Raw genomic sequence first — 14,494 nt, forward strand, 5'->3', positions numbered from 1 at the left:
CGTATTTTCATAGTTCTATGGCATTTATATAGAATCATCAGGGGGCAGTGGATTTTAACAAATATTCAATCGTTTCAATATCAGATTTACTTGGTATTGCGAATCTTTGTTCATAACACTCTCGCCCCTTACCGGTAATTATAACAACATCATCTTTCTTGGCTTTTTTCCAAACATATTCGATCGCCTCCGTACGATCGTCAATGATTAAGCATTTACTTTTCCCGTAATTACTAACTAAACTTCTCATTTCCATCAACATTTCTTTTTTATTTGCACCCTTTAAATCATCTAGAGTTAAAACAATCATATCGTTGTTTTCAACAGAAATCCGGATCATCTCCTTTCTTTTTGTTGGATCTCCATTCCCTCGAAAACCGAAAATGTGAATGACTCTGTTATTTGTACGCGAATGTATCGTTCTGAGGAATTGGAGAAATCCGTCAGGAGTGTGGGCATAGTCAACTATAAGTTCTGCCCCTGAAGGATGTTTAAAAATTTCAAAGCGCCCAGGAACACCAGCGAATGTACAGAGTGCCTTTTGTATGACTTCAGGCTCGACCCCCATTCGACTTGCTGTTAACCAAGCAGCTACGGCGTTCCAAGCATTGTATATTCCTGGGATGGGTAAAACCAGTCTATAGTGCGTACCTCTTTGTTTCAATTCAAACGTCAAAGGGAATTCTGATTCAATATTAGTGAGCTGCACATCGTCGTTACCACTTTTTCCAAAGGTATGTACTCTCATTTTTTGAGTAGCCAGAAGATCAATAAGCCTTTTACCCCAATCATTGTGACTCGATATAATGGATTCTCCGCTCTGCTTTATTTGAGTAAATAAACGAGCTTTAGTTCCAAAGTAATCTTCAAGAGTCTTATGATAGTCTAAGTGATCATGACTAAGGTTCGTAAATACCGCATAATCATATTCGATGAAGGCTATACGCTCCTGATCAATTCCATGTGAAGATACTTCCATGATGACCACTTGGTCATCGCTTTGATTCAACCATTTATTCAGTTGTAGTGAATCTGGTGTTGTTTGTGTCGATATCACCTTTTGTCCATTAATTTCTTGAAATACAGTGCCTAAGAGCGTACATGTAACGCCAGCAAATTCCAATATATGCTTAAGCATATGGGCAGTGGTGGTTTTGCCGTTTGTACCTGTAATACCGATCATTACATGATGCTGAGAAGGGAAATCGTATAAGTGACCAACAAGAGCAGCTAAGGCCCTCCGTGTATTTGAAACACGATAATATGGAACAGGTAAGTCCGTTATTTCATATTCACCAACAACGGCTGAAGCACCCGCCTTTATCGCACTTTGGATATAATGATGACCATCTTCTTTGGTCCCGTTGATGGCCACAAATACATCCCCCTGTTGTATCTTACCCGAATGAAATTGAACACCTGTAATGTTCATGTTTGCCATTGTCGTATAATCCTGCACAAATGGTTTCAAAGCTGTGTGTAGATTCATGTGAGCTCCTTTGGCATGTTAGTTATCAAATTTGATTGATCCACACAAACTACAAATTGTAGTGTTTTAAGTGTGCCTTTTTCAATCTTATAGGAATTCTTACCCTAATTATCGATGTTATTCTTATCACTAATTCTATCTATTGGTTCTACTTCTCCTACTCCACTCATAATCTACTAGTAAATGAACGCTAGATTCAGAGAGATCCAGGAGGGATAATTCATGAGTAATAAACGCAAATATATCAAAGTATTTGGATTGGTTTTTTTCGTTAACTTTCTATACAACGATAGGAGTTCACATATATCACACGAAATTCGCTTCACCTCAAATAATAACGAAATCGGATCCCCAACCGGTACAATTTGTTAAAGTAACCTCTCTAGGTTCCCCCTTAACAACAGAATCTTCAAAGCACAAATCAAAACAACCGGCACCATTAAAAAATAAAGAAAAAACATCAACCGAGGCACAAACGAATCCTTTAAAGAAAAAAGTAAAAGCCAAACGTTCTATGCCTCAAATCCTCATCTATCATTCGCACAATCGTGAATCATGGTTACCCGAATTAAGCAATGTCCAAACAGCAAATGAAGCCTTTGACTCTAAAACAAATGTTACCTTATTAGGTGATTATCTAATAAAAAAAATGAAATCGTATGACATCCCTGTTTTTCATTCAAAAAAGATTATCCTTCATTTGTCGACAGTTTTAATTATGCCTATTCCTACACCTATTCAAAGAATACAATAAAACAGGAACGTACCATGCATGATAATATTGAGTATCTGATTGATATCCATCGTGACTCACAGGGACGAGATAAAACCACCGTTCAACATAATAACTTGAATTATGCTCAAGTGTATTTTGTTGTTGGAACAAATAATCCGAATTGGGAAAAGAATATGAAATTCGATGAACGCATTCAAAAGGGACTAAATGATAAAGTACCTGATCTTTCAAAAGGAATATATACAAAAGACTCCGCCAGTGGAGATGGTGATTACAACCAAGCCCTATCGACCAATAGTGCACTTATAGAGATCGGAGGAGTCGAAAATAATCTTGAAGAAAGTTATCGTACCATAACTGTACTAGCTGAAGTTATTCAGGAGATCTGGTTAGAAGATAACGATTTAATTAATACATGATTTGATCAACGAATTAAGCGAAAATATTCGATTTTTCAATCATTACTCAAATATCGTCGCTTTTTCTTTATCCATTGTTTTCTAATAAGCAGTAGCGTGAACAACGTGGTTACTGCCAAGATAATGATTTTAGGTATTGATGTACGATAGGACTCACTTTCTGTTTTTATAACTTGATCGGTTGTTGTTGTAGTTTTTTGAAGGCTTTGAACGATAGGTACCAATTTTTCCTTATATATAATTTGCCCAGCTGAATCAATAACAACGATCTGACCGTCAGATTGATCGATCTCAACTTTAAAATCTATGTCTTTTGTGCCTGTAAACACCAATGTCTTGGGGATTACAAACCGATCTTTATAACTTTGGAAGGATGTTGCATCTACCGAGATCGAGTAGGTTTCATAATGTTCGAATCCATAATCAAATAAATTTACCATATCACTATAAGCTAGTTCTGATGAATCCGATTTTAACGTTACAGCGATCCATTCTGAGCTTCCTCTCTTTGCAGAAGCAACCAATGTATAGCCGGATTGATCTACGAATCCATTTTTCACACCCGTCGTTCCCTCGTAACGCCAAAGAAGCTTGTTATGATTATAGAGAGTCGTTTCCCAACCTTCTCCAACCCATTCCATTTCCTTTGTACTTACTATGGATCGAAACAAAGGATTTTTCATTGCATATTGTGTAATCCTTGCCATATCATAAGCGGTTGTTTGGTGCTTTTGATCAAATAGCCCGTGCGGGTTCTGAAAGGTCGTGTTTTTAACACCAATCGTTTCACTCACAAATTCATTCATTCGTTCAGCAAACTGGGCTTCACTTTCATCAAAGTACTCCGCAACCGCTGTAGCCGCATCATTACCTGAATTAATAAGAAGCCCTTGTACCAGCTTCAACAGAGGAACCCGTTCACCCTCAAGTAAATAAACCCTAGTACCATCGATAGATCTAGCCGCTTTGCTGACGGTTACAATGTCGTCTAAATTCCCTTCTTCAATCGCAATGATTCCTGTTACAATTTTTGTGATACTTGCTGGATACATCAAACGATCACTTTCTTTATGAAACAAAATGGAACCTGTTGTTCCGTCAATCAATATAGCTGCCTCGCTATTGAGTGAAAAGTGATCCTTATCTTCCATTGCAAATGTCAGATTCTGAAGACTGAACTGCAAAGTGAATAGGATTAGAAAAGCCTTGTAGAATTTTTTCATAGATGCCGTATCCTTTTCTGAAGGCAATAATGCATTCTAAAAATGTGTATAAATTATGGATGGTTATTTTCTCTACAAATTGTTAGTTGCCCTATATTTTCTCGAGTGTTGAATGGTATCATCAAGAAATGATACACGCACCGCATCAGGCTCCAAATTCACTGAATAACACAATGAATCAAACCAATCTGTATGAATGAATGCAATTGCATCTTGTCTAATCTGATAAAAATGACCCTTTTTCTTTCCTCGAATCTTTAGGTCTGATCGGGTCAATATCAAGATTTCTTGAATGAGATTGTAATATCCCTGATACTTCATTTTGTCCCTCCTCTATAATCGTTTCACTCGATAGATTTGTCTGATCTCTTCTAGCATTACGTAATGATAATCCAATTCCTAACAACATTAATATGAGATACACCATTTGTTCGAAGGATAACGGGATAAGCCATTTGGGTTTTGAATCAAATAATGACACAATCATTAGACCCATCACGGGAAATTTTAACGCAGTTGTTAGCCACTTACCGCTTCCAATAAGCCCAGCGTTTTTCCAGATCCAGACTAGCATCGGTAAAAGAATGATTAACCGGTATACGTTGATTGGGTGATAATGGAATTCAGGATTATGAATTGAAATTCCCCATGGAAGGGTTGTCAGACTTCCGTATTGCCAAGCAAGCATGCTGTATGTTACATACATAACCCCCCCTCCAAAGGTGAACAAATCGCCAATTAACCACCAAGAAACTTCAAGACGATACCAGGCACGGTATAAATAAATCGAACCAACTATCAAACCGACCCACCATCCCATCATGGTTCCGGGCATCGTCAACCAAAGAAGCGGATGGTTACTCAACAATGATGGTGTACTAACCAGCGGGCTAAATTTCCATATGATCAATATCCATAACAAAGCATTGGCAACGGGGTCTAGTATTGGCTGATCTCGATTACCGTATCGTTTACACAACCATTGCATGGCTATAAATCCAGCGAATCCAGACACCGCTATTGTCAACCAATCTATCCTGATTACAAACGGGCCAAACTGCAAAATATCATCCCCCTATTATGCCCTAAGGTAACAACCGCCGAAACTTGGATTCCATGGTTTGTGGATCAACCAAACCAATGACCTGTTCGATAATAATGCCTTCACTATTGACAAATAACGTAGTTGGTATGGGGCGAATCGCATATTTTTGAGCTACTTCACCTTTTTCATCAATCAGAACGGGAAACTGAAAACCAAAATCTTGTGCAAAAGCTTTAGCCCCTTCAATTGAATCACTAGCTGTTACATTCACCGCATAGATTTCTATACGAGCTTTATATTTATCGTAGAGCCGTACCAATTCAGGTGCCTCAATTTTGCATGGGCCGCACCACGAAGCCCAAAAATTAATTACGACAGGTTTGCCGTTCAAACTTTGGAGTGAATAAGTCTGTCCATCAAGTGCTTGTAGTGAAAAGTTCGGGGCTTGATAACCCGTTTTGGGCAGTTCTTCTGTTCTTACAGACGTCGATTGTATAATAGCGATGATAGCGAGAACAATAATTGTCGAAAGTATCCACCATTGTTTTTTCACTACAAACTCGCCCCCTTAAAAACCAGTAAATCCACCGTATAATTCAATGAAAAAAATAGTGATTTTTGTCATTTGATCCGTATAGAGCAAGACACCTGTCAACACCATTAATGCTCCTCCGATTTTCATGAGTCGATTAGAATGTTTTAGGATCCATTTCGTTCGCCCAAGGAAGAAGGCCATGATAAAAAACGGAATAGCGAAGCCTAAAGTGTAAGAAAAGGTATATATCAACGCCTCAGAGGGATTGGTAAAACCTAAAGCTAACACCGCTGTGAGTATAGGGCCAACACAGGGTGTCCACCCTGCCGCATATGTAACTCCGACTAATACGGAACCCAGATAACCGACAGGCCTTTTATTCCATTCAAATCGCAAATCTTTCATTAGGATTGAAGGTTTAAATAACCCCACCATCATCAAACCCATCACAACAATCATCACACCGCCTATTTTGCGAATTAACTCTTGATTACCAGTAAACAGATTTCCTATGAAACTAGCAGACAGACCTAGAGCGAAAAATATAATAGAAAACCCAAAAATAAAAAAAACAGTATGAAACAATGTTCTTGTTCGAAAAGCCCCTCTGCCTTCCTGTAAATCTTTCACGGATACCCCTGTTATATAAGATAAATACGAGGGGTACAGCGGAAGGCAGCATGGTGAGATAAATGACAGAAATCCTGCTGCAAAAACAATCCAGACCGTTAAATCAGCGTTGAACATGCTACTTTTCTCCTTAAACTACAGTAAGTAGTGATTAGACTTACACTACGTATTGTAGTATCAAAGAATAGACGATGTCAATTCCAATGAAAAATTAATAGCGGAATTTTTTATATTACTTACTTAAATTTAATTTCGGTTGCAAAATATATAACAACCCGTATAACAGAGCTCCTATCGTCATAGCAGCAGTAAAGCCTAGGGTTAAAGAGATCATGGTGGCAAGAAGCGAACCAGTGACGGTCATCAGACCATTAATTGCCCAACTTAATGCTATCTTCCGCTCAGGAGTCTTCGTCAAACCAAACGGAAACGGCATACCCATAAATAAACCTAATGGGATGAGTATTAGCCCCGCTGCTATAACCCGATAGGTTAAAGATAAAGAAAATGATTGTTCGTTATACCATGATATAACTCCATTCACACACAATGTTAAAACACAAATCCACAACAAAGGCGTGTATCTATTCTTGTCGAAAGAAAACCATTTACCAAAAAACAGGCTGCCAACACCACCAGAAACTAACAATACACCAAGCACCAATACAAAAGATAACGTTGGATGTCCTAACGGTAGGATTAACCTCTGTATAAGTGTTGTTTCAATCACAATAAATCCGATCCCCAACCCAGAAAAGTACGCGGTACGACCTAATGAGTACTTTGTTCTTACAGCTAATATTAAAGTAATCAATATCGTACCTATCGTAAGAATGACAAGTTGGACAGGAACCCCATTTGCCTTATTGTAAAAGTAGGGCATATCGTCACGATTAGAAAGTAATTGGTTTTGTGAAATCGAAAAAGTACGATATAAATCAGCATAGCGATCATATATCTTTGGGATGTGAACAGGTATCTGTTGTTTCTTTTCAGCTTCCACTTTAAGATGTTGTGCGGACTCTAAAGTAAAGGGGGCTTTCGTCACAATCACCAACGGCCTGGTAATACGACTCCCATTGAATCCCCACACGACATGACCAAGATGCTGATATGTGCCAATCACTGCCAGATGATTCTGTAATTGATTATGATGAATCCCTTCAAATCGTAGTGATTCCTCTGCTGCGTTCAACACCTTCATGAGCTCCGACTCATCATGGAGTAAAAATGCAAGCCTCCCCCCCGGCTTCAGCTTGTTTAGATATTCTCGGATGGCTTCTTCTGTGAAGATATAATTTTCAGTCAAAGCAAGGCCTAAGCCATTCTCCGATTCTTTTTTTACAAGGGACAAATAGATCAAGTCATACTGATTTTGTGTTTGACGTATATAATTCCTTCCATCAGAAACGATTGCTTTCACCCCCGGTTGATTAAATACATCGCCCGAGAATGAAGAAACTGTCTGTACAGCTCGAAAGCTCCCAGGATTGATATCGACCGCTTCAATTTCCTTAAAGCCTGCAAGTTGGGCGGCTAAAACCTCTTGGCCACCGCCTGCTCCAATAATGAGTGCCCGTTTTTTATCTAAGATATCTTCAAAAGCAAGAAAACTGGTTGTTGATCGTAAATAGTCTACCTCCTCTAAGTCCCCCGTATATTTTGATATGGGAGAAACAGCACCCCCATCGATAGTAATATATAACAGCTCCCCGTTTGCATCGTCGTATACATCAGTACGAGAGAATGAATTCCATTCCGTATACATAACTTTTGATTTCGTGTTTCCTTGGAACACATTTGATGGACTCGTTTCGAATGCCAGAAAGGGGATGTATTGTGAGAATGGTAAGACCGTGTTGACAAGCAGAAGCGTAAAAATCAAGAGATATACGAATTTCCGCTGGGTTCGCGAACGATTAAAGTCCATACTAACGCTTATTCCAAACAATATGGCAGCTAACAGTGATATTGTTGTGATGGGATCGAATATACTCATCAATACGATGGATGAAACGGCTCCAATCCCTGCGCCAGCCAAATCAGCACAATAAATGAGGCGAATTTGTTGTTTATGTTGTTGCATAATGGCAGCGAGTAAAGCACCTCCAGTAAAGAAAGGGAGCAGAGCGACTGGTGAATAAAACCATATCCCTTGATACGGAAAGACATACATGACAAAGACGGATACGATTAGAAAAAGTGCAAACAAGCCGAGACATACATTGCGAAATTGGTAAACACGTCCGGCAGTTTTATAGGCCATAAATCCACCAAGTCCAATACCTAGCGTAGCTAATGAAATGGTTAAAAACACGTAATTATTATCCGAGATAACTGCAAAGAATCGAGAAAGAAAAACTTCGTAAACGATGAAAGAGAAAGCAGCTGCGAATGTTAGAATCGCATCCCTCTGAATATCCCTTATCACCATGAAAATCCCCTTCCCAATTTATCTCTTATATGTAATTCAGTCTGCTCTCATCATTCTTATTTCAAACCTGCCTTAGTCCATTTATCATTTAACATATTAAAAATAAAAAGTGCCATTGTCGCAGTCAGCGATAGGCACTTAATGAATAATTACATTTTTTATTTTTAAGATTCGAATTTTTGTAAATGAACTTCAAATGTTGTGCCCTGTCCATATTCACTGAATACTTGAATTTTGCCGTTATGGAGCTCCACTATTTTTTTGGCAATTGCGAGCCCGAGTCCAGACCCGCCATGTTCCCTTGATCTGGACTTTTCAACACGATAGAATCGCTCAAACCAACAAGGAATTTCATCTTCAGGTATACCTGGCCCTGTATCCTCTATCGATATGCAAACCATTCCAACATCACGCATCGTCCGGCATGGTAACGGAGGTGAAATATAAGTATTCAGATTATCAAACTAATTACACTTCCGATCCGAATGTAGATAATAAAGCTGAGTAGAAGATAGAACAATCACAAACTCCTACAGATGGAATACATCGTTTGGGAGTTTTGTGGGTTTTTTAATTTGTAACATATGTTTTTTAAATATATATTAGATCTTAAAGCAGCCCCTTCCGTATTCGTTTAGCAATTCTTCTTACTGTTCTTGCTTTCCGTCGCTCTGCTTTTGCTCTCCGCCTCTCTACTCTCGCTATCCTTCTCTGAGCCTTTGCCAGTCGCCTCTCTGCCTTTGCCAACTTCCTGCTGAACTTCAGTAACCTTCCAATGCTAAATAAGTCCATCTTAGCTCCTATTGATCTTTTTTATGCAGCGAAGGTACGGCATTCTTGAGCGCATTTCAAGCACATTCGACTGCACATTTGGGATTCCTGATCAGCAAACTTCGCACATTCATTGCCGCAGGCCTCGCAAATATATGCACACAGATTAGCAGCTGCTTTTGCAAAAACACTACGGCGAGCAATGTAACAAGAGAGCGTTTCACAAATAGTGGCACAATCACGGAGTAATTGGATTTGGTGGATTCTAGAGCGTGCGTCAGGCATACAAAGAAAATGAGAAACCATATGTTCACACATTGCCCCACATTCTTGTACGATTTTGAGTACACGAGGAAACATCATGGCAGTGTGATGCTTCATAGTCTGATTCAACATTAGAGCCTCCTAATATTTTGTTCATACAGCTTATGCATATGACTTTTGTCCGGTGTAGTAGGTATTTGCCTAATTCATTTGAATAATGTGTACCCCAAGAGGGATGGTAAATATTCCATCCAATGCTCCTTCATGGGTTGTGATAGATTTGAGATGCAAGACATTAATCATCACGATCAGGAGGGATTATTTTGAAAAAAATCATCGCATTGGGGTTGTTGACTGCTCTATCATTTTCAGTTGTCCCAGAGCAAGGACAAGTATTGGCTGCTCCTCAAAAGACCTTATATCAGCAGGACAACTCTTCTTCAATCAGACAAAACGTCATAAATAGTGGTATGAAATATTTAGGTACCCCCTATGAATTTGGTTCTAGCCGCTCGAATACAAATACCTTTGATTGTTCTGATTTTGTTCGGCAAGCTTATTGGGAGGGATCCGGTGTATTAATCCCAGCAAATTCAAGAACGCAAGGGGCCTATATCAAGCAAAATGGAACTGTAACAAAGGATTGGAGACGATTAAAACCTGGGGATATCATGTTTTTCATGTCTTATAAGGGGAATAAAGACTCGAGCTATAGAGGTATTGACAAAAGTAAGGCACGTATTACGCATAATGGAATATATCTCGGGAATGGAAAGATTTTGCATACTTATTCTAAAACATCCGGCGGTGTCCGAATCGATTCAATTGATAACACACATTGGGAAAAGAGATTTCTCTTTGGTGGAAGTTTTTTGAAATAAACACTACAAATTGTAGTTAAATTAAAAATGGACCCAGTGAATAACTGGGTCCATTAGCTATACCAATTCCAAGAGCCTTCTCCGAGATAACACCAAAAGTAATGGTGTAAGGCACGCCTATTTATCTTGCAGTAATATCTCCTGCTGTTTCTGTTTATTCTGAAATGAGAAATACAGAATCAAACCAATACTTACGAGGATAACGACAACGCTAGTCCATTGACCCGCGGTCCAGTCCAGCAAGTAGCGAAGGGAATCCCCACGCAGAAATTCCAACATAAATCTTCCAACTGCGTAAAGAATGTTATACCAAAGGAACAATACCCCTCTAGGCAAAGTTCTCGTTCTCAATATGAGTAAAATGGCAAATACAATCAGATCCCACTGCCCTTCCCATACCTCGGCTGGCCAAAGCGGCTGCGAACCATAAACATCAAATGCCATTGTTCCTGGAGGGTATACAATCCCAAAGTTTGAACCTGTCGGAGAACCAAAAGCATCACCATTAAGAAAGCAAGCAACTCTGCCAATAGCTTGTCCTAAAATAATTGCAGGTGCCAGGACATCCGCCAATTCCCAAAATGAAAGGCGATGTATCCTAGTATAGATAGCTGCCACTATAAAACCACCCACTAATGCTCCTTGAATTGATATTCCCCCATTCCAAATGGCAAATATTTCACTTAGATTGGATGAGTAATAGTTCCACTGAAAAAAGAAAACGTGCCAAACTCTGGCCATTATAATTGCGCCAAAAATCACATAGGTCATTAAGTTCGGAATATGCTTCTGGTACTCGCTCCCTCTCGAAAGGTAATAAGCAACTCCTATGGCAAGTAAAATTGCAAAAGCTACAATTACGCCATAAGAACGAATATCAATACCGCCAATGGAAAAGAGTATAACCTTCATCTCATCATTTCCCTCTCATCTCAAATATATAACAGCATGTAGTCACCTTATTACCAATAAGTTATCGTATCGGCGACCCCTAATAATAGAAATAACACACCTACGACTCTCTGCATCCATTTCCCCCATTGACGCGACTTTTTTATCATAGCTGTATCGAACCCCAGTACGATGCTTAATCCCACAAACAATAGAAACGGCATCGCTGTTCCTATTGCAAATATTGGAGGTAGAATGAATCCATAAGAAGATTGAAATACCAACGGCATAACTAAGCCGAAAAACAGCCAAACCATCGTTGGACAAAAACCGAAGGAAAAGGAAGCTCCTAGTACAAACGCCCCCCATTTCCCACCGATACGTCCAGATAGATTTTTTAGATATGAAGATAATTGAAAGCCGAAACTACCCGGTAATTTCAACAAACCTAAAAAGAACAGCCCCATGATAATCAGCAGTGGACCTAACATTTTACGTGCGAATACGAAAAATGGAATCATATCTTGGGATACACTTTGTCCAAATAGCCAAAACACAGCACCCAATATACTAAATACTGAAATTTTCCCGAGCAAGTACATACTGATTTCGATCCATGATAATCTTCGCTGAACTTGGCGGTTACTAAAATACATCATGGCACCTATGTTTGCTGAAATTTGACACGGTGCCACTGAACCGACAAACCCCAAAAACATAACAGAAAGAAGTGCTATATTCGAAGAGTACGCTACCTCAGTTAATGGACTAGCAACAACGTTGGTTATCCAGTTGAATATTTCATACACGTCCTTAAATCACCTCAGCAATAATCTTACCGTAAAAACTACACGTAGTAGTGTTTAGAATAAAAAAAGGGCTCATGAACATCCGCCCGATATCAAACCAATCATGATGCCAAAAATAATAATGGTTGACAGAAGAGACTTGCCGTAGGAAAAGGGAATATGAAGCGGTTGATCCGGCTGAAGCACTTGTAATATTCGGTAATTTATTGCTGTATTTGCAAAGGGCACAGCTACGGTTATATGCCGATTATTTACCAAAGTGGACAACTTCAATAATACATTACCTAAGTGATATTCCGATTTCATATGTCTTAAAGCAAAACGATCCGCAAGAAGTTCCTTCCTAGTTGCAAACTGATTGCTCAATGTTTTTAATAATGGAATATACCCCATGCTCTCTGTCAGTAAAACGACCAGGAACATTTGAAGCGGATCGCGTCCCCTGCAGTGATACCATTCATGGAGTAATATTGCCCTGACTTCCTCTTCGTTGAACAGGTTCATAACTGCAGTAGAAATAACGATACGTGGATGCCAAATCCCCATTGCCAAAGCAATAAATGCGTCATCTCTAACAACTATAATTTCTGTATTCCAATCCTGGTATACCTTGTTTAGGTATAACGTTTGCTGATGATCCGTATTATTTCTAAACGTCCGCATCCATTTCCAAGTCAAGAATAATTGCCTACCTGATCTGCCAACTAATCGCACCACTGTATACAAAATGACAAGATTAAATAAAACTTTAATGATGTCATGCCCCAAAGTGTCTTCCTGTATAGCGGTTAAGCAGTATTGTATTATATTCCAATTGAGTGGCACACCTAGTACTTGATGCGCGACATACCAACCCATTTGGATCAACACAAATGAGCCCGTGAGTAACATGATTAACAAAATCAGATTTGTTTTCACAGCCGATTTCATGATGAACTCCCGTGATTCATTTGGTTCAGTTTATCTTGAAGTTTAGAGATTAATTTAGGATCTGCATCATCCAATGCATCGATCATATGACCAACAACTAACTCTCCAAATTCGCGGATTAGTCCTTGTGTAACCTCTTTAGTTTGTTCTGATAAGAATTGTTCTTTGGTTTGTATAGGTTCAAAAAACGTTAATCTTGCTCTACCGCTACCCTTGGAAGTTTTTTTCAGCAGTCCTTTCTCAATCAATCGATTCATAACAGTCATTACGGTATTAAATGAGAGTGGTTCTTCTTCACTTACAATGGTTTGTACATCACGAATCGTTGTTTTTTTTGATGCCCATAGAATTTCCATAATTTTCGCTTCCAGCGGACCAAAGAATTGATTTAGACCTTGTTCATGCATGTTAAACTTTTTAATTTTCAATTTCCTCACCTCTGTAACTACAAATTGTAGTAACAATTAGTAGCACTGTCAATTGTAGAAGGCGAATTACTTATTTCGTTCTTGTCCATTTCTCTCCGCCGTTACTACTTTCATAAACAGAATAACGATCTGTTATAATAACGAGACGGTTGCTGTCTTGTTTAGATGCTTTAATACCAAGTGGAATTTCCCCATTCAATTCTATGTCCATCGCCGTCCATGTTTTCAAATCCATTGATTTTTGGAATCCGCTTTCCGTCATAGTAACTACTTCTTTGTTAGGCAAAGTTATGACTTGATAAACCGGATCATTGGTCAGTTTGTTTTCTTGAACAGTTCCATTTTGTATATCATACCGTACAAGTCCCGTTTCCGTTCCAGCCAAAATGGATGATGGCGATCCAGTCATCATTGTAATAGAATATGCACCGGCAGGTAAACTTGTTACATTCGTCCACGTGTTCCCGCCATCCCTCGTTTCATACAGGTTATCACCCTCACCTGCTAACAATGTAAATAGATGATTCGGATCATCCGGGTCCATCGTTAAATAATGGGCATCGGGCTCATCGGGTTTTGCTGCATTAGGGAGTCCGTTTTCAATTGTCTGCCAAGTTTCCCCACCATCAACGGAACGTTTGACAAATCCATGTCCTGATACAAATATCCTTGTTGGATCAAACGGATCAATTTCAAGCCCCATGATATCATTCGTACGGAGTTCTGGGAGTGTTCTTTGAAATATATCGTCTTTCAGCTCATAAACACCTGTATGTGTCCCTACCCAGACCGTATCATTACTAGGCGAGTAGCTAAATATATGTGGATGAGTGTTAGAGTCGGCATTCAGTGTATCAAGAGTGGTATCATTCGATTTTTTCACATTTCCCCAAATAGCAAAACCAATCAAGACAATCATAACCACAGAAAATAATGATCCGATACCTAACGATATTCCCTTCCTTTTTTTCTTTGATTTCTTATCCGTCATCATCATTCTCCTAACTTG

Annotated in this window: 15 protein-coding genes and 1 pseudogene; 3 read left to right on the top strand and 13 right to left on the bottom strand. The window is 39.1% G+C overall.

The window, feature by feature from the left end; genetic code table 11:
• Positions 1–37 precede the first annotated feature (37 nt).
• The gene (locus tag M2277_RS27830) at positions 38–1,489 is read right to left on the bottom strand and encodes a UDP-N-acetylmuramoyl-L-alanyl-D-glutamate--2,6-diaminopimelate ligase (protein WP_036638545.1); all 1,452 of its coding nucleotides are present in this window, start codon (positions 1,487–1,489) and stop codon (positions 38–40) included.
• Positions 1,490–1,742: 253 nt separating this feature from the next.
• Between M2277_RS27830 and M2277_RS27835 the strand changes: the two genes are divergently transcribed.
• On the top strand, positions 1,743–2,243 hold the full coding sequence (locus M2277_RS27835; protein ID WP_076152822.1) for a stage II sporulation protein P: 501 nt from the start codon (positions 1,743–1,745) through the stop codon (positions 2,241–2,243).
• Complete coding sequence (gene spoIIP, locus M2277_RS27840) at positions 2,240–2,644, top strand: stage II sporulation protein P (protein WP_081742731.1); 405 nt, start codon at positions 2,240–2,242, stop codon at positions 2,642–2,644. The genes M2277_RS27835 and spoIIP overlap by 4 nt, the downstream gene beginning before the upstream one ends.
• A gap of 35 nt (positions 2,645–2,679) precedes the next feature.
• Here the strand turns inward: spoIIP and M2277_RS27845 are convergent, their stop codons facing one another.
• From M2277_RS27845 to M2277_RS31815, 7 genes and pseudogenes are all read right to left on the bottom strand, one after another.
• The gene (locus tag M2277_RS27845; RefSeq protein WP_036638543.1) at positions 2,680–3,867 is read right to left on the bottom strand and encodes a D-alanyl-D-alanine carboxypeptidase family protein; all 1,188 of its coding nucleotides are present in this window, start codon (positions 3,865–3,867) and stop codon (positions 2,680–2,682) included.
• Between the two features lie 217 nt (positions 3,868–4,084).
• Positions 4,085–4,930, bottom strand: a complete 846-nt coding sequence (locus M2277_RS27850; protein WP_036638539.1) for a hypothetical protein — start codon at positions 4,928–4,930, stop codon at positions 4,085–4,087.
• Between the two features lie 22 nt (positions 4,931–4,952).
• Positions 4,953–5,465, bottom strand: coding sequence for a TlpA family protein disulfide reductase (locus M2277_RS27855; protein ID WP_036638536.1), 513 nt, complete (start codon positions 5,463–5,465; stop codon positions 4,953–4,955).
• Between the two features lie 15 nt (positions 5,466–5,480).
• Positions 5,481–6,194 carry a cytochrome c biogenesis CcdA family protein gene (locus M2277_RS27860; RefSeq protein ID WP_036638535.1) on the bottom strand — a complete coding sequence of 238 codons (714 nt, stop codon included), beginning with the start codon at positions 6,192–6,194 and terminating at the stop codon, positions 5,481–5,483.
• Positions 6,195–6,309: 115 nt separating this feature from the next.
• Positions 6,310–8,511, bottom strand: coding sequence for a spermidine synthase family protein (locus M2277_RS27865; protein WP_051449136.1), 2,202 nt, complete (start codon positions 8,509–8,511; stop codon positions 6,310–6,312).
• Between the two features lie 164 nt (positions 8,512–8,675).
• Positions 8,676–8,894 (bottom strand): annotated as a pseudogene (locus tag M2277_RS27870) (sensor histidine kinase); the annotation flags it as partial.
• A 430-nt stretch (positions 8,895–9,324) separates the two neighbouring features.
• Positions 9,325–9,678 (bottom strand): four-helix bundle copper-binding protein, encoded by a 354-nt coding sequence (locus tag M2277_RS31815; protein WP_036638524.1) that lies wholly within the window; start codon positions 9,676–9,678, stop codon positions 9,325–9,327.
• A 191-nt stretch (positions 9,679–9,869) separates the two neighbouring features.
• Here M2277_RS31815 and M2277_RS27875 point away from each other — a divergent pair, with 191 nt between their 5' ends.
• The gene (locus M2277_RS27875; protein ID WP_225595916.1) at positions 9,870–10,427 is read left to right on the top strand and encodes a C40 family peptidase; all 558 of its coding nucleotides are present in this window, start codon (positions 9,870–9,872) and stop codon (positions 10,425–10,427) included.
• 117 nt (positions 10,428–10,544) lie between these two features.
• On the opposite strand, the gene lgt is transcribed toward M2277_RS27875, so the two are convergent.
• The 5 genes from lgt to M2277_RS27900 all read right to left on the bottom strand — a co-directional run bounded on the left by lgt (position 10,545) and on the right by M2277_RS27900 (position 14,476).
• Entirely contained in the window at positions 10,545–11,339 is a 795-nt protein-coding gene (gene lgt, locus M2277_RS27880) for a prolipoprotein diacylglyceryl transferase (RefSeq protein ID WP_036638523.1), read from the bottom strand.
• Positions 11,340–11,389: 50 nt separating this feature from the next.
• Complete coding sequence (locus tag M2277_RS27885; protein ID WP_036638521.1) at positions 11,390–12,127, bottom strand: urease accessory protein UreH domain-containing protein; 738 nt, start codon at positions 12,125–12,127, stop codon at positions 11,390–11,392.
• A 72-nt stretch (positions 12,128–12,199) separates the two neighbouring features.
• Positions 12,200–13,057 (bottom strand): M56 family metallopeptidase, encoded by an 858-nt coding sequence (locus M2277_RS27890; RefSeq protein WP_036638520.1) that lies wholly within the window; start codon positions 13,055–13,057, stop codon positions 12,200–12,202.
• Entirely contained in the window at positions 13,054–13,485 is a 432-nt protein-coding gene (locus tag M2277_RS27895) for a BlaI/MecI/CopY family transcriptional regulator (RefSeq protein WP_036638517.1), read from the bottom strand. The genes M2277_RS27890 and M2277_RS27895 overlap by 4 nt, the downstream gene beginning before the upstream one ends.
• Positions 13,486–13,555: 70 nt before the next feature.
• The gene (locus tag M2277_RS27900) at positions 13,556–14,476 is read right to left on the bottom strand and encodes a WD40/YVTN/BNR-like repeat-containing protein (protein ID WP_036638515.1); all 921 of its coding nucleotides are present in this window, start codon (positions 14,474–14,476) and stop codon (positions 13,556–13,558) included.
• Positions 14,477–14,494: the final 18 nt, after the last annotated feature.

It is taken from the genome of Paenibacillus sp. LBL (genome assembly GCF_029893715.1).
Taxonomy (GTDB): Bacteria; Bacillota; Bacilli; order Paenibacillales; family Paenibacillaceae; genus Paenibacillus_AQ; species Paenibacillus_AQ glucanolyticus.